General features: G+C 44.5%; 14 protein-coding genes, 2 tRNA genes and 2 rRNA genes. 8 read left to right on the forward strand and 10 right to left on the reverse strand.

Annotation, left to right across the window (positions count from 1 at the left end; all coding sequences use genetic code 11):
- Nucleotides 1-33: 33 nt before the first annotated feature.
- The 3 genes from ACQEXP_RS10075 to serA all read left to right on the forward strand — a co-directional run bounded on the left by ACQEXP_RS10075 (nt 34) and on the right by serA (nt 2822).
- Complete coding sequence (locus tag ACQEXP_RS10075) at nt 34-621, forward strand: 5-formyltetrahydrofolate cyclo-ligase (protein WP_138971864.1); 588 nt, start codon at nt 34-36, stop codon at nt 619-621.
- A gap of 62 nt (nt 622-683) precedes the next feature.
- Nucleotides 684-1340, forward strand: coding sequence for a ribose-5-phosphate isomerase RpiA (rpiA, locus tag ACQEXP_RS10080; protein ID WP_269376503.1), 657 nt, complete (start codon nt 684-686; stop codon nt 1338-1340).
- Between the two features lie 252 nt (nt 1341-1592).
- Nucleotides 1593-2822, forward strand: a complete 1230-nt coding sequence (gene serA / locus ACQEXP_RS10085) for a phosphoglycerate dehydrogenase (RefSeq protein ID WP_269376502.1) — start codon at nt 1593-1595, stop codon at nt 2820-2822.
- Nucleotides 2823-2886: 64 nt separating this feature from the next.
- Here the strand turns inward: serA and ilvN are convergent, their stop codons facing one another.
- The 6 genes from ilvN to ACQEXP_RS10115 all read right to left on the reverse strand — a co-directional run bounded on the left by ilvN (nt 2887) and on the right by ACQEXP_RS10115 (nt 10450).
- Complete coding sequence (gene ilvN, locus ACQEXP_RS10090; protein WP_138971867.1) at nt 2887-3381, reverse strand: acetolactate synthase small subunit; 495 nt, start codon at nt 3379-3381, stop codon at nt 2887-2889.
- A gap of 2 nt (nt 3382-3383) precedes the next feature.
- A complete protein-coding gene (locus ACQEXP_RS10095; RefSeq protein WP_426969679.1) occupies nt 3384-5108 on the reverse strand; it encodes an acetolactate synthase 3 large subunit in 1725 nt (574 codons plus the stop codon).
- 439 nt (nt 5109-5547) lie between these two features.
- On the reverse strand, nt 5548-7356 hold the full coding sequence (locus ACQEXP_RS10100) for an AMP-dependent synthetase/ligase (protein WP_426969680.1): 1809 nt from the start codon (nt 7354-7356) through the stop codon (nt 5548-5550).
- 164 nt (nt 7357-7520) lie between these two features.
- Entirely contained in the window at nt 7521-8480 is a 960-nt protein-coding gene (leuO, locus tag ACQEXP_RS10105; RefSeq protein WP_269376499.1) for a transcriptional regulator LeuO, read from the reverse strand.
- A 393-nt stretch (nt 8481-8873) separates the two neighbouring features.
- Nucleotides 8874-9920 (reverse strand): MJ1255/VC2487 family glycosyltransferase, encoded by a 1047-nt coding sequence (locus ACQEXP_RS10110; protein ID WP_426969683.1) that lies wholly within the window; start codon nt 9918-9920, stop codon nt 8874-8876.
- The gene (locus ACQEXP_RS10115) at nt 9917-10450 is read right to left on the reverse strand and encodes a phosphatase PAP2 family protein (RefSeq protein ID WP_426969685.1); all 534 of its coding nucleotides are present in this window, start codon (nt 10448-10450) and stop codon (nt 9917-9919) included. Before ACQEXP_RS10115 ends, ACQEXP_RS10110 begins: the two co-directional genes overlap by 4 nt.
- Before the next feature lie 504 nt (nt 10451-10954).
- Between ACQEXP_RS10115 and leuA the strand changes: the two genes are divergently transcribed.
- The 5 genes from leuA to ACQEXP_RS10140 all read left to right on the forward strand — a co-directional run bounded on the left by leuA (nt 10955) and on the right by ACQEXP_RS10140 (nt 16640).
- A complete protein-coding gene (leuA, locus tag ACQEXP_RS10120; protein ID WP_138971873.1) occupies nt 10955-12502 on the forward strand; it encodes a 2-isopropylmalate synthase in 1548 nt (515 codons plus the stop codon).
- Between the two features lie 56 nt (nt 12503-12558).
- The gene (gene leuB / locus ACQEXP_RS10125) at nt 12559-13650 is read left to right on the forward strand and encodes a 3-isopropylmalate dehydrogenase (RefSeq protein ID WP_269376496.1); all 1092 of its coding nucleotides are present in this window, start codon (nt 12559-12561) and stop codon (nt 13648-13650) included.
- Between the two features lie 71 nt (nt 13651-13721).
- Nucleotides 13722-15122 carry a 3-isopropylmalate dehydratase large subunit gene (leuC, locus tag ACQEXP_RS10130; protein WP_269376495.1) on the forward strand — a complete coding sequence of 467 codons (1401 nt, stop codon included), beginning with the start codon at nt 13722-13724 and terminating at the stop codon, nt 15120-15122.
- Between the two features lie 11 nt (nt 15123-15133).
- The gene (gene leuD / locus ACQEXP_RS10135) at nt 15134-15733 is read left to right on the forward strand and encodes a 3-isopropylmalate dehydratase small subunit (protein WP_426969687.1); all 600 of its coding nucleotides are present in this window, start codon (nt 15134-15136) and stop codon (nt 15731-15733) included.
- Nucleotides 15734-15857: 124 nt separating this feature from the next.
- Nucleotides 15858-16640 (forward strand): DUF547 domain-containing protein, encoded by a 783-nt coding sequence (locus ACQEXP_RS10140; protein ID WP_426969689.1) that lies wholly within the window; start codon nt 15858-15860, stop codon nt 16638-16640.
- A gap of 250 nt (nt 16641-16890) precedes the next feature.
- Here ACQEXP_RS10140 and ACQEXP_RS10145 read toward each other — a convergent pair.
- The 4 genes from ACQEXP_RS10145 to rrf (ACQEXP_RS10160) form a co-directional block, all read right to left on the reverse strand.
- Nucleotides 16891-16967, reverse strand: a tRNA-Asp gene (locus ACQEXP_RS10145).
- 69 nt (nt 16968-17036) lie between these two features.
- Nucleotides 17037-17152: ribosomal RNA gene (rrf, locus tag ACQEXP_RS10150) — 5S ribosomal RNA — on the reverse strand.
- A gap of 58 nt (nt 17153-17210) precedes the next feature.
- Nucleotides 17211-17286: transfer RNA gene (locus ACQEXP_RS10155), tRNA-Thr, on the reverse strand.
- A 63-nt stretch (nt 17287-17349) separates the two neighbouring features.
- Nucleotides 17350-17465: ribosomal RNA gene (rrf, locus tag ACQEXP_RS10160) — 5S ribosomal RNA — on the reverse strand.
- Between the last annotated feature and the right edge of the window lie 129 nt (nt 17466-17594).

Here is a 17594-nt window from a genome sequence, read left to right on the forward strand (position 1 = left end):
CTATCTCGATACCCTGCAACCATGGGTAATGTCATGACTCTTTCACGCCAAGACTTACGTAAAGTCATTCGTCAGAAACGCAATGCGCTCAGTAGCGACACGCAATATCTGGCAGGATTAGACTTAGTGACACAATTCAAGCAATTGCCTGAGATCGCCTCAGCACAACATATCGCTTTGTACATCACGGCAGATGGCGAGATCGATACTAAACCACTCATTGAATGGCTATGGCAGCAGGGAAAGGATGTCTACTTACCTGTGATTCACCCCTTTTCCCACGGTCATCTACTTTTCCTTCGATACTCAAGCACGACACCTATGGTGCTAAACCGCTATGCAATTGCAGAACCCAAATTAGATCAGACTCAGATTATTCCTGTCGCTCAGCTTGATCTCATCTGCACCCCTTTAGTCGCTTTTGACTCCACTGGACATCGCCTAGGGATGGGGGGGGGCTACTACGATCGTACGCTAGAGCCTTGGTTCAACACTCGCCTCGGGCCTAAACCAATTGGATTAGCCCACGACTGTCAGCAAGTCGACTCACTGCCTATCGAGTCGTGGGATGTACCTCTACCTAAAATAGTGACACCAAGCCAGATCTGGGATTGGGAATAAAACCAATTTGCAGCTATAATCGCCGCCGCAAACGATTTTACTACCGCCTCTAGGAGATGAGCATGACTCAAGATGAAATGAAGAAAGAAGCTGGTTGGGCAGCACTTAAGTATGTTGAAAAAGGCAGCATTGTTGGTGTTGGTACAGGCTCTACTGTGAATCACTTCATCGATGCACTTGCAACAATGAAAGATGACATCAAAGGTGCTGTTTCAAGCTCTGAAGCATCAACTGAAAAGCTAAAAGGTCTCGGCATCGAAGTCTTCGACTGCAACGATGTTGCGATGCTAGACATCTACGTTGATGGTGCTGATGAGATCAACGCATCTCGTGACATGATCAAAGGCGGTGGCGCAGCACTGACTCGTGAGAAAATTGTTGCTGCTATTTCTGAGAAGTTCGTCTGTATCGTTGACAATACTAAAGCTGTCGACGTACTTGGCCAGTTCCCACTGCCAGTAGAAGTGATCCCAATGGCACGCTCTTACGTTGCTCGCCAGTTGGTTAAATTAGGTGGTGATCCTGCTTACCGTGAAGGTGTAGTCACTGACAATGGTAACGTTATTCTTGATGTGCATGGCATGAAGATTACTGATCCAAAAGATCTAGAAGATAAAATCAACGCTATTGCTGGTGTCGTCACTGTTGGTCTATTCGCACATCGTGGTGCTGATGTTGTCATCACTGGCACGCCAGAAGGGGCGAAAATCGAAGAGTAACCCATCGATTTTGGTTATTTCATTACATGCGGCGCCATTTGGCGCCGTTTTTTTCATTTTAATCAATAAATATTCTGCCTTATTCCGTAATTTTCTTACCCAAACTGTATTTTTTTTGTTAAGTTAATGGTCAGAAGACGCACAAGGAAAACGTTTGCGTGCTACATGACGCTGATAAAAACGTTTGCTTTATCTGCTTTAGTCTAATGTGCGCCACTTAAGCCCAATTTCCCCACTTTAAGGAAGAAGACAATGGCCAAAGTTTCACTGGAAAAAGACAAAATAAAAATTCTCTTGCTTGAAGGTCTACACCCATCAACAGTAGAAGTTCTTCAGGCTGCCGGCTACACCAACATCGAGTATCACAAAGGTTCACTTCCAGAAGATGAGCTTCTAGAAGCCGTTAAGGATGTACATTTTATTGGTATCCGTTCGCGCACTAACTTGACAGAAGAAGTGATCAACGCTGCCGAAAAATTGGTCGCCATTGGCTGTTTCTGTATTGGTACCAACCAAGTTGATCTTAAAGCAGCCGCATCTCGCGGTATTCCAGTATTTAACGCACCTTTCTCAAATACACGTAGTGTTGCTGAACTGGTACTAGGTCAGATCTTATTGCTACTACGCGGTATTCCAGAAAAGAACGCGCTAGCTCACCGTGGTATTTGGAAGAAGAGTGCTGACAATTCATACGAAGCACGCGGTAAACGTTTAGGCATTATCGGTTATGGTCACATTGGTACACAGTTAGGCATTATTGCTGAAAACCTGGGTATGCGTGTCTACTACTACGATATTGAAAACAAGCTTTCACTAGGTAATGCGACTCAAGTCCACACCATGAGTGAGCTTCTCAATAAATGTGATGTCATCTCACTTCACGTTCCTGAAACCGCTGATACTAAGAACATGATGGGTGCCGAAGAGTTCGCTCGCATGAAACCAGGTTCAATCTTTATCAACGCTGCTCGTGGTACTGTGGTTGATATCGAAGCACTCTGCCATAGCTTGGAAGCAGGTCACCTTGCTGGTGCGGCAATTGACGTGTTCCCAACCGAGCCTAAAACCAACGCAGATCCATTTGAGTCTCCACTGCAAAAATTCGATAACGTTATCCTAACTCCTCACGTAGGTGGCTCAACTCAAGAAGCTCAAGAAAACATTGGTGTAGAAGTAGCTGGAAAATTGGCTAAGTACTCAGACAATGGTTCAACGCTATCAAGCGTTAACTTCCCTGAAGTTTCTCTACCAGAACATCGCGATTGTTCACGACTCCTGCACATTCACGAAAACCGTCCAGGTATTCTGACTCAAATTAACACCATCTTCGCTGAAGAAGGGATTAACATCGCAGGTCAGTACCTTCAGACAGCAGCAGACTTCGGTTATGTGGTTATTGATGTAGAGACGGAACGCTCTGAAGAAGCACTGAAGAAGCTAAAAAGCATCGAAGGTACTATTCGCGCTCGTATCCTTCACTAATGAATTCATAAATGCAAAAAACCACCGTTATACGGTGGTTTTTTTATAAGCTAAAAGGCGACTTTTAAGGTTTTAAAGCGCGTTCACCACGAGCAATTCCAACCACACCACTGCGCGCAACTTCGATCACTTCTGTTACTTCAGAAATGGCCTGAATAAAGGCATCAAGTTTCTCGCTGGTTCCTGCCATCTGTACCGTGTACTGGGAAGCCGTGACATCAACAATCTGACCGCGGAAGATATCAGCAGTACGTTTAACTTCCGCACGTGAAAAACCGCTGGCTTTCACTTTCACCATCATCAATTCACGTTCGATATGGTCAAGCTCTGTCACTTCCTGCACTTTTAGGACATCGATCAGTTTGTTAAGTTGCTTCTGGATCTGCTCCAGTTCCATGTCATCAGAGATGGTTGTAATGTTTAAACGCGATAATGTTTCATCATCTGTCGGTGAAACCGTTAGAGATTCGATGTTGTAAGCACGTTGAGAAAACAGACCAACAACACGCGATAAGGCACCCGGTTGGTTTTCCATTAGTAGTGAAATAATGTGTCTCATAATTACGTTCTCTCCGTCTTGCTTAACCACATTTTGTCCATACCCTCACCTTTGATCTGCATTGGGTATACATGCTCAGTCTCGTCCACATTGATATCAACAAACACTAAGCGATCTTTCATATCAAGTGCTTGTTTTAGACCAGATTCCAACTGATCTGGAGATTCAATTCGGATACCAACATGGCCATAAGCTTCAGCAATGGCGGCAAAATCAGGAACAGAACTCATATATGAGTTTGAATGGCGGCCTTGGTAAATAATGTCTTGCCATTGTTTTACCATGCCTAAGAATCGGTTATTCAAGTTAATGATTTTAACAGGAATATCGTATTGCATTGCTGTCGATAGTTCCTGAATATTCATTTGAATACTGCCGTCACCGGTCACTACCACCACTTCTTCTTCAGGCTTGGCGAACTTAACACCCATACCTGCTGGTAGACCGAAGCCCATCGTGCCAAGACCACCAGAGTTGATCCAGCGGCGAGGTTTATTGAATGGGTAGTAAAGGGCTGCAAACATTTGGTGCTGACCTACGTCAGAAGCAACGTAAGCGTCGCCATTTGTCAGCTTGTGCAAGGTTTCAATAACTTGCTGAGGCTTAATACGCTCAGGTGATGTCTCATAAGACAAACACTCACGATCACGCCACACTTGGATCTCATCCCACCAGCGATTTAAAGCATCTTGATCGTTCGTGCTACCCTGCTCTTCAAGCAATTTAACCATGCTTTCGAGAACTTTTTCTGCAGAGCCGACAATAGGCAGATCCGCTTTGACGTTTTTCGAGATTGATGACGGATCAATATCGATATGCATTACTTTAGCGTCTGGGCAGTACTTCTCTAGATTGTTTGTGGTTCGGTCATCAAAACGAACGCCGACACCAAAAATGAGATCCGCTCTGTGCATCGCCATATTGGCTTCATACACACCATGCATACCCAACATTCCTAAGGAATTTTTATGAGTGCCAGGGAATGCACCAAGCCCCATCAAAGTACTGACGACAGGTAGATTTAGCGCTTCAGCTAATTTAGTTAGGTGCTCTTCTGCACCAGAAATGACGGCGCCACCACCGACATACAGCACAGGTCGTTTTGCTTCTAGCAGGGTCTTCAGACCTTTCTTGATTTGACCTTTATGACCCGTCGTTGTCGGTTTGTAAGAGCGCATTGAAATAGCTTGAGGGTACTCATACGGCAGCTTAACCTGAGGATTCATTACATCTTTAGGCAAATCAATAAGTACAGGGCCAGGGCGACCGGTGGTTGCAATATAGAAGGCTTTCTTAACCGTTTCAGGAATGTCTTCTGCTTTCTTTACTAAGAAACTGTGTTTAACAACTGGGCGAGATACACCCACGATATCACACTCTTGGAATGCGTCATTACCGATCATGTTATTCGGTACGTTACCCGAAATCACGATCATTGGAATAGAGTCCATATACGCCGTCGCAATACCGGTGATGGTGTTGGTAGCACCTGGACCAGAACAGACAAGCACTACACCAGGTTTGCCAGTGGCTCGTGCATAGCCATCAGCCATATGAGTTGCGGCTTGTTCATGACGAACGAGTACATGCTTAATTTGATCAGTTTTTGCGTGAAGCGCATCGTAGATATCTAAAACAGAACCGCCTGGGTAGCCAAAGATCTGTTCTACGCCTTCTTCGATCAGAGATTGAACAACCATCTCTGCTCCGGACAACATTGCTGCCATATTTTTCTCCTTAAACCAGTTTGTCATCGGATAAGGTCAATCTGATGAGCTGGTTTTCCATAGTCTAGGTCTTATTCGTAGCCTAATTCGAAATATTTCCACTTTTTCGGCTATGTCTTGCTCATAGGTAACATAAAGCAAGGTAACGCAACAAATGTAACGTTTTATTATCAACGGGTCTAATGCGATTTATCTCCCACTTTAAAGATTGCACTGGAAAGCAATCATTTATAGCAACATGAGTCTAAAGCAATCCACTTAAATAGACATAATTACCATCAACGCTCATAAATTCAGTAACAAATTCTGGTCTATTTTTCGAACCAAGTGATTAAACAACATCAAAACAATCATATAAGCACAATAAAAAAATCCCCCAGCAAGCGAATTTGCTTGTTGGGGGATTTTTAATCACTCTGAAAATTAACTATCGGAAATATTAGTTTTTATCCGACTTGTCCTTGTACATTTCTTCGATTTCATCTTGATACTTGTCGTTAATCACTTTACGACGCAGTTTTTGTGTCGGAGTCAGCTCACCATCATCCATAGAGAAGGCTTTCGGCAATAGCTTGAACTTCTTCACTTGTTCAAACTTCGCCAACTCTTTTTGTAAGTCATTAACGCGCTTTTCTAGCATCTCAACAATCTGATGGTGCTTAATCAACTCGACTCGATCATGATATTTGATGTTGAGCTCTTTAGCGTATTCTTCTAACGAGTCATAACAAGGCACTATCAGAGCAGAGACAAATTTGCGCGTATCTGCAATAACAGCAATCTGTTCAATAAAGTGATCTTTGCCGATTGCGCCTTCAATCATTTGCGGAGCGATATACTTACCATTCGACGTCTTCATTAGCTCTTTGATTCGGTCTGTAATGAACAAGTTGCCATTCTCATCGATATGACCAGCATCACCTGTTTTCAGAAAGCCATGTTCGTCAAAGGTTTTCGCTGTCTCTTCCGGCATTTTGTAGTAACCACGCATGACCATTGGACCACGAACAAGAATCTCGTTGTTCTCACCAATCTTGACCTGAGCGCCCGGCATCGACATACCTATCGAGTCAGGATTGAAACATTTATCATCCCAGCACGATACGGTTGCTGTCGTCTCTGTCATGCCATAACCCAACTTTACGTTGATACCAATCGCATGGAAGAAGCGACCGATGGTTTCATCGAGCTTAGCGCCACCACACGGCATGAAATTGATTTGACCGCCAAGCAAAGCACGTAGCTTTGACAAGACCAGCTTGTCTGCCAATGCGTGCGCTTTCTTCAGAGCAATGGAAGGTTTGCGCCCTTCTTGATGGCACAATGCCATCTTGGCACCCATATTTACTGCCCAAGTAAATAGAACTTTGCGAATAAATGGTGCTTTAGCCACTTTTTCATGAATCGCTGAGAAAATCTTTTCGTAGAAGCGAGGCACCGCACACATCACTGTCGGGCGTACTTCACTCAAGGCTTCACGGACTTGCATAGTGTCTTGTAGGTAACAGTTCGTCGCCCCTTTGTACAGCACGTAGAACGTCCAAGCGCGCTCAAATACATGCGAAAGAGGTAAGAAACAGAGCGACACATCAGATTCACTCAAACTTAATCTCTGGTCATGGCCTTCCAACTGTGCAGCAATATTCGCGTAATCCAACATTACGCCCTTAGGCTGCCCAGTTGTACCCGATGTGTAGATTAGTGTTAGTAGGTCATCGAAGCATACCTGCTCTAATCGGGCATCCAATTCTGGTTGATGCACTTCGTTCGACTGAGCAATGAATTTTTGCCAACCAATAGCAAAACTATGTTCGCCAACCTGTACGTCATCGGACATAGCCACAATCAGTTCTAATTGTTCGCATTGGTCAAAGATGGATACAGCTGCGTCAAATTGAGCTTGCTCACCAACAAATAATACTCGCACATCCGCATTCTGTAGGATGTAAGCTGACTGAGCGGCAGTGTTGGTTGGATAAATCGGTACTGTGACGGCACGCAGTTGTAATGCTGCGAAATCTGCCACTGTCCACTGTGGCATGTTGTTGGAGAAGATACCAATCTTGTCTTGGACTCGTATTCCCTGAGCCAATAGAGCAAGTGAAAGAGAATCAACTTGCTGACCAAACTGCTTCCAGCTAATACCATTCCACATATTGCCCACTTTATGTTTGAGCGCAATGCGGTCGCTGCCTTTCGCAATCTGTTCTCGAATTCGTTTTACAATGTGAAAATCTAGGTTGGCCATCTTTACTACCTTTAGCTTACACCTGTAAGCTTTATTAAGCGCACAAGTGTACATTTCGGGTTAGAAAAGGCAACTGATGAGCATCAAAGTTATCAATTAAAATAGTAAAAAACCTTGAATGGCGCGAACCATCCAAGGCTTTTCCTATCAGTGAATACTGACAATTACTTTAGAGCAACCACTTCGCCGCAGATCATCATTAGCTGATCGCGCAGCCAGATATGACCCTTGTCTTTTTCGCTTGATTCATGCCAGCTTAAGAAGCCACTGATTTGACCGTTTTCATACGGGAACTCGATGACTTGCAACTGCTCTTTGTTTGCTGCATTTTCGACCATCCAACGTGGTGCGATTGTCACTAGCTCAGATTGACCTACAACGTAGAGAACGTTGCTTAGGCTCGTACCCTCATAGTATGCCTGAACATCAAGATCTCGGTACGCTTGCTCAGAGAAGCTACGCTGACCGTGAACTTTAGATAACTTAGCATGACGTTCACCAAGCAATTGTGCTGGGTTTACTGACCCTTGAATACGTGGGTGTGCTTTAGATGCCACTACAACCAACTCATCTTGGAAGATTTCTGTGCTTGAGAAGCCTTGCTCATCAAAACGAGCATAATCGATAACAAAGTCGATCTCTTGGTAACGCATTCTCTCTGCAAGTTGGCGATCGAATTCAGCATCTAGGTGAAGCTGTACATTAGGCGCAAGCTCGTGAATCGTTGACATAATCTTTGGCGCAAAACGCATGTCACATGGGCTGCAAATTGCCAGTTTAAATAGACGAGTAGATGTCTCTGGAGAGAAAACTGAACTTGGTAATTCATTACGAATAAGTTGCAGAGCCTGACGAACAGGACCAAATAGCTGACGAGCTCGTTGAGTCGGTTGAATACCGCGTCCCTGACGCATAAATAGCTCATCATTAAACATCACTTTAAGACGCGCTACAGCGTTACTTACTGCTGGCTGAGACATACCCAGATTATGCGCAGCGCGAGTGATGTTTTGTTCTTGCATGACCGCATCGAACACAGTTAAAAGGTTTAAATCTACTCCACGTAAAGTACTTTCCATACGGTAGCTAGCGATAGCACTCATAGACTCTTTTTTGTCAATCATTGGGCAAGCCTCTTTAATTCATCAACGTAAATGGTTACTAACTTCAAAATGAGTTGGGAATAGAAAACCAAAGGTTCGCCGCATCCATTATATTTAGTTGTTAGATGTTTTATGGCGAATCACTACTATCAACGAATCATTCAGCAATTAGCAATAAGATTGACAATTAATCAGTATTTTTTACTTAACCCGACAGTGTTCCTTTAATAAACAATAACTTAAAAAGCTCATAAAAAAATATCAAGGCCGTTTTTATAGTGTTTATTAGATCTATTTGATATTAATTTCTAACTTATTCTTAGAAAGAGAGTTATGGATAGGACTTATGAATAACAATATCAACGTAAAAATGGCATCAATAGTTTGAAGCCATTTTACGCTAAGAAAGAAGATCTATACGTTAATCGCATAACTCGGGAAATCGACTTTTTCCCACAGGCTCTCGGTCAATTGAGATTGGTCGTCCCAATTGCCTTGTTTAATCCAGCTCACGATCGCTGCGGCCACATCAGGATATTGGACACTTTCTGCCGTGTCTTCATCAAGCCATCGCCTCACTGCGGATGCATCTAAATCATCCATACACGATGCCAAGCCAAGTCCTTCCAATGTCGCGACATTACTTATCTGCTCAAATTGGCCACTTAAAGGTTTAAGCAACAATTTCTTTCCTAGAGTCAACGCCTCTGACGGCAGCTCAAATCCCCCATTTGCTATAACCCCTTCACAACGCTGTAAATGAGATTGAAATGAGTCGAGGCTAAGTGGCAAACAGTGAATATTGGCAAGCACTTGAGGCTCAGTGATCTCTGGGTGATAACATACAAACTTCTGATTTGAGAAGCGTAGCAACAAATCCGTGATGTCAGTTAAGCTTTCAAATGGCAAGTAAACAAGCACATAGTCTTCTTCCCTACAGTGCCCTTTCTCAGTGTGAATAATCGGAGGGAGGATAGGCTGGTCAAAGTGATACCAGTGCAAGCCAAGATGGTGTGTGGCTGGGGCAAAATGCCTAATAACCAGCTTGTCCAGCCAACTGGCTCCTTTGATCGGCACCGAGTAGCGAAAAGCATTTTGATGACTAATACTGATCGAGGGAATCTTTTGCCTTTTGGCGGCCCAAGCAGATACCGGCTCAAAATCATTCAGTACTAAGTCGTAATCGGACAAATCAAACTGACTGACATCACGCCAAAACTTCCAAAGATTATTCGCCACCAGTGTCTTACCCATATCTACCCTACCTTTGCGGGTAGCAAATGAAAGGCCAGCGCGAGTTTGAAAATGACCAAATGCTTCCATCGAGAAATAGTGCTGCTCATTTCTTCCCGTAAAAAGGTAATCAACATCCAAACCTTCATTAGCAAGACATTTTGCCATCGCACGAGCACGCGCAATATGTCCATTGCCTGTCCCTTGAACTCCGTACAATATTTTCATCCATTCATCCCCAATGCGATCAGAGCGAACTGTGCGCTGCCGACGCCAAGCAATACGCCGATAAGAACGTCCGTTAAGAAATGAACGCCTAACAAAATCCTTGAGCTTGCAATCAACGCCGCCCAAACAAACGCAAACAGCTGCCATTCCACGTAAAAATGACCGATTACAGTCGCCATCAGGAAAGCGGCGGCAGTATGCCCAGAAGGCAGACTATAGCGGTCTGAAGGCGTAATAAAAGAAGTGACTAAATCGGAAAGCTCTTGTGGGCGACGGCGTTTAAATAGGTTTTTAGCCAACCAATAGATCGGCAGTTCTATAACAAAAGCGCACAAACCAGCAGCAAGAAATGTTCGCCCTTCGACACCACCATAAACAAAAGCGAGCAGTCCGAGCAAAGCGTATAGATGGCCATCTCCCGTGTGAGAAATCACCTTACTCAAACGCGACACTGGATAACAAAATTTATGTTGTAAACAGAATAGGGAAAACGCTAAATCAAACTTAGCAATGGGCTCCATTGAACGCATTTCCAGCTCCTTTCATTACCGATCTTGCTTAAACTTAATTCGAGTTGGTGACAGGCAGGTGAAACTTTGACTGAGATTCGATGACAAGCTCACCAGTATCGACGAGTGGTAATGGGTTCAACCTACTAGAACACACTATTGACATGACCAATACCAACAGACGATTCATCTCTTAAACTGGCCGTTTCCCGCTGGAACTGATCTAAGATGAATAAAAAACACACTTTAGGGTTGACGTTGTCCGTTGAGTGCGGTACTAATTTGTTAACTTAAATATGTGGATTATTTAACGCCCCTAAAGGAATCGTTAACAATGATGAACCGTTTTTCTATCCTGCTGAGCCTCCTCCTTATCGTGACATAATCGCGCGGGTAGGCTGTGGAAGAAAAACAACCACACAGAATTACAACAAACCCGCACTCAGATGCGGGTTTTTTTATATCTAATTACCGGAAGTAAACGATTAACTCGTGCAAATGCACATAATCACTAAGGAAGTAAACATGAATGATCAAGTCATTATTTTCGACACCACCTTGCGTGATGGCGAACAAGCGTTGTCAGCAAGCTTGACGGTTAAAGAAAAACTGCAGATTGCCTATGCGCTTGAAAGGCTCGGCGTTGATGTTATTGAAGCGGGTTTTCCTGTTTCTTCTCCAGGTGATTTTGAGTCGGTACAAACCATCGCTCGCAACATTAAGAACAGTCGAATTTGTGCCCTTTCGCGAGCCGTTGCGAAAGATATCGATGCCGCAGCAGAAGCGTTAAAAGTTGCAGACCAGTTCCGAATTCATACCTTTATTTCTACTTCCACCGTTCACGTTCAAGACAAACTTCGTCGCAGTTACGATGACGTCGTCGAAATGGGTGTAAAAGCAGTCAAACATGCGCGTAATTACACCGATGATGTCGAGTTTTCTTGCGAAGATGCAGGGCGTACACCTATCGATAACTTATGTCGTATGGTTGAAGCCGCTATCAACGCAGGTGCAAGCACGATCAATATCCCAGACACCGTTGGCTACACAGTGCCAAATGAATTTGGTGGCATTATTCAAACCCTGTTCAATCGAGTGCCAAATATCGACAAAGCGATCATTTCGGTACACTGCCATGACGACTTAGGCATGTCAGTAGCAAACTCCATTGCCGCTGTGCAAGCAGGTGCTCGTCAGATTGAAGGCACCATTAATGGTATTGGCGAACGCGCCGGCAACTGCTCACTTGAAGAAATCGCGATGATCATCAAGACCAGACAGGAGCTACTTGGTGTTCACACAGGTTTAAAACATGATGAAATCCATCGCACCAGTAAACTGGTTAGCCAATTGTGCAACATGCCGATTCAAAGCAACAAAGCAATTGTAGGTGCGAATGCATTTAGCCACTCATCAGGCATTCACCAAGATGGCATGTTAAAGAACAAGAATACCTACGAGATCATGACACCAGAATCGATAGGTCTTAAGAATCAAGCGTTGAACCTAACTAGCCGAAGTGGACGTGCGGCAGTGAAAAGCCATATGGATGCAATGGGCTACAAAGAAGATGAGTACAACCTGGATGCACTTTATGAAGACTTCTTAAAGTTGGCTGACCGTAAAGGCCAAGTGTTTGATTATGATTTAGAAGCCTTGATGCATTTCTCTAATCTACGTGAAGAAGATGATTTTTATAAATTGAACTATCTAAGCGTTCAGTCAGGAAGCGTAATGGCCACCACAAGCATCAAGATACAGTGTGGTGATGAGGAAACTTGTGAAGCCGCTGTCGGTAACGGTCCTGTTGATGCTCTTTACCAGTGTATCTATCGTGTAACTGGTTATGATATTGTTCTAGATAAGTTTGATTTAACCGCGAAAGGCGAAGGTGAGGATGGCTTAGGTCAAGCTGACATCATCGCTAACTACAAAGGTCGCAAATATCACGGCACAGGTGTTTCAACTGATATCGTAGAAGCTTCTGGTCAAGCGCTATTGCATGTGATTAACAGCATCCATCGCGCAAACAAAATCGAAGAAATCAAACAGAAAAAAATCGCAACAGTATAAGTGAGACTCCAAGGACGCGAGTCGCCTTGGAGGAAAATAAAAATTAAAGGATTACCATGACAGACAAATCATACAAAATTGCTGTACTACCCGGTGACGGCATTGGCCCAGAAGTAATGTCACAAGCACATAAAGTGCTAGACGCTATCGAAAAAAAATACGCGATCGAATTTGTGCGTGAAGAACATGATGTCGGTGGCATTGCGATCGATAACCACGGTTGCCCACTACCAGACAGCACAGTGAAAGCTTGTGAAGAATCTGATGCCGTTCTTTTTGGTTCTGTCGGTGGTCCTAAGTGGGAACATCTTCCGCCTAACGATCAACCAGAGCGTGGTGCCCTACTTCCACTACGTAAACACTTCCAGCTATTTTGTAACCTTCGCCCAGCTCAGATCCATAAAGGTCTAGAAGCGTTCTCTCCTCTTCGTGCAGATATCTCAGAGCGCGGATTCGACATTGTTGTTGTGCGTGAGCTAACTGGCGGTATCTACTTTGGCCAGCCAAAAGGACGCGAAGGTGAAGGCGCAAATGAGAAAGCATTTGATACCGAGGTGTATCACCGTTACGAGATCGAACGTATTGCTAAGATTGCGTTCGAGTCAGCCCGCCTTCGTAACAACAAAGTATGCTCGATTGATAAAGCGAACGTGCTGCAAAGCTCTATCCTTTGGCGTGAAGTGGTTGAAGAGATCGCTAAAGACTATCCCGATGTTGAGTTGTCGCATATGTACATCGACAACGCCACAATGCAGCTCATCAAAGACCCATCGCAATTTGACGTCATGCTATGTTCGAACATCTTCGGTGACATCATCTCTGATGAGTGTGCAATGATCACAGGTTCAATGGGAATGCTGCCTTCAGCCTCTCTTAATGAAAGCAAATTTGGCCTATACGAACCAGCGGGCGGAAGCGCACCAGACATCGCGGGCAAAAATATCGCTAATCCAGTGGCACAAATCCTGTCAGCCGCTCTGATGTTACGTTACAGCCTAGGTGAAGAGGCGGCGGCTCAGGACATTGAAACCGCGGTATCAAAAGCACTATCAGCAGGGGAATTAACCGCGGATCTGTCAGGTGACAAGCCTGCGCTATCCACCTCTGAGATGGGCGATAAGATTGCAGAGTACATTCTTAATTCGTAGTAAACCAATTTAATAATAATGACTTAGCAGTAGGTAAGCCGTTACCTGCTGCTATACACAGGAAAGTAATAATGGGCAAAACACTATATGAAAAAGTCTACGACGCTCACGTCGCCGTAGCCGCAGAGGGTGAGAACCCAATTCTGTACATCGACCGCCATTTAGTTCATGAAGTAACATCACCTCAAGCCTTCGATGGCCTACGAGAAAAAGGGCGTAAAGTCCGTCAGGTGAGTAAAACCTTCGCTACGATGGATCACAACGTATCGACGACGACCAAAGACATCAATGCGTCAGGTGAAATGGCACGTATCCAGATGGAGACGCTATCGAAGAACTGTGAAGAGTTTGGTGTCACCCTTTACGATATCAACCACAAATACCAAGGTATCGTACATGTCATGGGGCCAGAACTTGGTATCACTCTGCCTGGTATGACTATCGTTTGTGGTGACTCACATACGGCAACACATGGAGCTTTTGGTTCTCTAGCGTTTGGTATCGGCACTTCAGAAGTTGAGCATGTTTTAGCAACTCAGACTCTAAAACAAGCTCGCGCTAAAACCATGAAGATCGAAGTTAAAGGCAAAGTAGCACCGGGTATCACAGCCAAAGATATCGTATTGGCAATCATCGGTAAAACGACCGCCGCTGGCGGTACAGGCTACGTTGTCGAGTTCTGCGGTGAAGCCATCACTGACCTTACAATGGAAGGTCGAATGACAGTCTGCAACATGGCGATTGAACTCGGTGCTAAAGCTGGCTTGATTGCGCCAGATGAAACCACATTTAACTACGTTAAAGGTCGTAAGTTCTCTCCTCAAGGTGCTGATTTCGATGCAGCCGTAGAGTACTGGAAGACCTTAAAAACGGATGATGATGCCGAGTTCGATGCTGTCGTTACACTAGAAGCCGCAGATATTAAACCTCAGGTAACTTGGGGAACTAACCCAGGTCAAGTTATCGCTGTTGACCAACCTATCCCTGCGCCAGAAAGTTTTACAGACCCAGTAGAAAAAGCTTCTGCGGAAAAAGCACTTGCCTACATGGGCTTAGAGGCGGGCAAATCACTTTCAGAATACTCAGTAGACAAAGTATTTGTCGGCTCTTGTACTAACTCTCGTATCGAAGATATGCGCGCTGCTGCGGAAGTTGCTAAAGGTCGTAAAGTGGCCGCTCATGTTCAGGCTTTGATCGTTCCAGGTTCAGAGCAAGTGAAAGCGCAAGCAGAAGCGGAAGGTCTGGATGTTATCTTCAAAGAAGCAGGGTTTGAGTGGCGCTTACCAGGTTGTTCGATGTGCTTAGCAATGAACAATGACCGATTGGGTCCTCAAGAGCGTTGTGCATCTACATCAAACCGTAACTTTGAAGGGCGTCAAGGCCGTGATGGACGTACCCACTTAGTCAGCCCTGCAATGGCAGCAGCAGCAGCAATTGCTGGCCATTTTGTCGACATTCGTAACTTGGATTAAGGAGAAACAACATGTCAGGTTTTAAACAGCATAAAGGCTTAGTTGTTCCTCTAGACGCAGCAAACGTTGACACAGATGCAATTATTCCTAAACAGTTCCTACAGAAGGTATCTCGTCTAGGTTTTGGTAAGCATCTTTTCCATGATTGGCGTTTTCTTGATGACGCTGGCAAACAGCCAAATCCAGAGTTTGTAATGAATGCACCGCGTTACAAAGGGGCGTCTATCCTACTTGCTCGTGAAAACTTTGGCTGCGGTTCATCACGTGAACATGCTCCATGGGCGCTTGCCGATTACGGCATTCGAGCAATGATAGCTCCAAGCTTCGCAGATATTTTCTACGGTAACTCTATCAATAACCAAATGGTTCCTGTCCGCTTAACTGAGCAAGAAGTTGATGAAATCTTCAAGTTTGTTGAAGCCAATGAAGGTGCTGAAGTCGAAGTTGATCTAGAAGCAAACAAAGTAAGAGCAAATGGCAAAGAGTACTCATTTGAAATCGATGAATTCCGCCGTCACTGTCTACTAAACGGTTTAGATAATATCGGTCTTACTTTACAACACGAAGATAAGATCGCGAGTTACGAAGCTAACATCCCTAGCTTCTTGTAGTAATTCAATCTACCAATAAATAACAAAAGGTTAGCTTAAGCTAGCCTTTTTTGTTTGTAGCTGAAACAAACACCCAATAAGCTTGGTCTAGTAATAAAAGCCTATCACCACTGGAATTTAGCCAATGACACGTATTATTGCTCTGCTAGTCACACTGATCTCTCTTAATGTTTTTGCCGCCCCCAAGTCAGAGCCTTGGCCCTATTGGCAACAAGCCAATCAGAGTAACCAAGCCAGCATTTCACACCAAGCATGGCAAACTTTCCTCAATAGCTACCTAGTAACAGACAGTGACTACACGCTAGTCAAATATGGCGACGTTTCCGAACAAGACAAACAACAACTGGATCTGTACATCTCTACTCTTGCCAAGATCGATCCTCGAACATACTCGCTAGATGAACAGTATGCCTATTGGGTTAACCTATACAATGCAATCACAGTTCAACTAATTATCGATGCCTACCCGATCAAATCGATTACCAAATTAGGTGGCCTTTTTAGCTTTGGGCCGTGGGGAGATGAAGTGATTACTGTGGCTGGACAACCACTTTCTCTAAATGACATTGAGCATCGTATCTTACGCCCTATCTGGAACGATCCTAGAACACACTACGCCGTTAACTGTGCCAGCTTAGGTTGCCCTAACTTACAAAGCCAAGCCTTCACCGCCGCTAACACAGAGCAGTTGTTGGAACTCGCTGCAAAGCAGTTTATCAATAGCGATAAGGGTGTGTTAGTGAATGGTGACAGTATCCGACTCTCATCTATCTATGATTGGTTTATCGCTGATTTTGGCACTCAACAGCAGCTAGTTACTCATATCAATCGGTATCGCGAACAACCGATCATGTCGGTTAAAGGAGCGAGTTATGAGTATGATTGGGATTTAAACGTGAAGAGATAAAAGTCAATGTATTGGATCTTTTCTGGGAACAAGCGTTGCCAACATCAGCCCCTAGAAAGATTCTCGCCGATCAAGTTTACCATCAGCGAAGCGTTCCATCTCTCTCATACACAAAAAGCCCGCAGCGTAAGCTGCGGGCTTTTAATTCTGTGCTAGACAGCCAGCGTCGTAGGCAACTTGTAGTCGAAGTGCACAATAAAACGAGTAAAAACAAAAAGACCCCAGCATTTCTGCTGAGGTCTGGAATAAGTGGCGGAGCGGACGGGACTCGAACCCGCGACCCCCGGCGTGACAGGCCGGTATTCTAACCAACTGAACTACCGCTCCGCACTGGTTAGACTCTTGAGTCTAAGTTTTTGCCTTTGGATTATTCTGAAATCCAAAAACAGAAAGGGAACCTGGCGATGTCCTACTCTCACATGGGGAAACCCCACACTACCATCGGCGCTAATTCGTTTCACTTCTGAGTTCGGAATGGAATCAGGTGGGTCCAAATCGCTATGGTCGCCAAGTAAAATTCTTTACGTTTTGCTTTAAACTCTATGCATAAAGCTTAAAACAAACAGTAACTGGTGCTGATACCCAGACTCGAACTGGGGACCTCATCCTTACCAAGGATGCGCTCTACCACCTGAGCTATATCAGCATCAAGATATCCCTGTGGGACTAAAAAAGCCCGTTCTTACAAACGGGCTCTTAGCAATTTAAAGCCTGGCGATGTCCTACTCTCACATGGGGAAACCCCACACTACCATCGGCGCTAATTCGTTTCACTTCTGAGTTCGGAATGGAATCAGGTGGGTCCAAATCGCTATGGTCGCCAAGCAAATTCTTTAATTCGGAAAGCTGTCAGTTCTTACACATTCAATGTTCTTACTTTGAGTCCATCAAAACCCTTTGGGTGTTGTATGGTTAAGCCTCACGGGCAATTAGTACAGGTTAGCTCAACGCCTC

The organism is Vibrio sp. TRT 1302, from assembly GCF_050113875.1.
GTDB lineage: Bacteria > Pseudomonadota > Gammaproteobacteria > Enterobacterales > Vibrionaceae > Vibrio.

What these genes read in the sequence shown, in the direction of transcription:
- rpiA (WP_269376503.1), top strand. Translation starts at nt 684, where the DNA reads ATGACTCAAGATGAAATGAAGAAAGAAGCTGGTTGGGCAGCACTTAAG.
- leuC (WP_269376495.1), top strand. Translation starts at nt 13,722, where the DNA reads ATGGGCAAAACACTATATGAAAAAGTCTACGACGCTCACGTCGCCGTA.
- ACQEXP_RS10110 (WP_426969683.1), bottom strand. Translation starts at nt 9,920, where the DNA reads ATGAAAATATTGTACGGAGTTCAAGGGACAGGCAATGGACATATTGCG.
- ACQEXP_RS10075 (WP_138971864.1), top strand. Translation starts at nt 34, where the DNA reads ATGACTCTTTCACGCCAAGACTTACGTAAAGTCATTCGTCAGAAACGC.
- ilvN (WP_138971867.1), bottom strand. Translation starts at nt 3,381, where the DNA reads ATGAGACACATTATTTCACTACTAATGGAAAACCAACCGGGTGCCTTA.
- leuO (WP_269376499.1), bottom strand. Translation starts at nt 8,480, where the DNA reads ATGATTGACAAAAAAGAGTCTATGAGTGCTATCGCTAGCTACCGTATG.
- ACQEXP_RS10140 (WP_426969689.1), top strand. Translation starts at nt 15,858, where the DNA reads ATGACACGTATTATTGCTCTGCTAGTCACACTGATCTCTCTTAATGTT.
- leuB (WP_269376496.1), top strand. Translation starts at nt 12,559, where the DNA reads ATGACAGACAAATCATACAAAATTGCTGTACTACCCGGTGACGGCATT.
- ACQEXP_RS10095 (WP_426969679.1), bottom strand. Translation starts at nt 5,108, where the DNA reads ATGGCAGCAATGTTGTCCGGAGCAGAGATGGTTGTTCAATCTCTGATC.
- leuD (WP_426969687.1), top strand. Translation starts at nt 15,134, where the DNA reads ATGTCAGGTTTTAAACAGCATAAAGGCTTAGTTGTTCCTCTAGACGCA.
- leuA (WP_138971873.1), top strand. Translation starts at nt 10,955, where the DNA reads ATGAATGATCAAGTCATTATTTTCGACACCACCTTGCGTGATGGCGAA.
- serA (WP_269376502.1), top strand. Translation starts at nt 1,593, where the DNA reads ATGGCCAAAGTTTCACTGGAAAAAGACAAAATAAAAATTCTCTTGCTT.
- ACQEXP_RS10100 (WP_426969680.1), bottom strand. Translation starts at nt 7,356, where the DNA reads ATGGCCAACCTAGATTTTCACATTGTAAAACGAATTCGAGAACAGATT.
- ACQEXP_RS10115 (WP_426969685.1), bottom strand. Translation starts at nt 10,450, where the DNA reads ATGCGTTCAATGGAGCCCATTGCTAAGTTTGATTTAGCGTTTTCCCTA.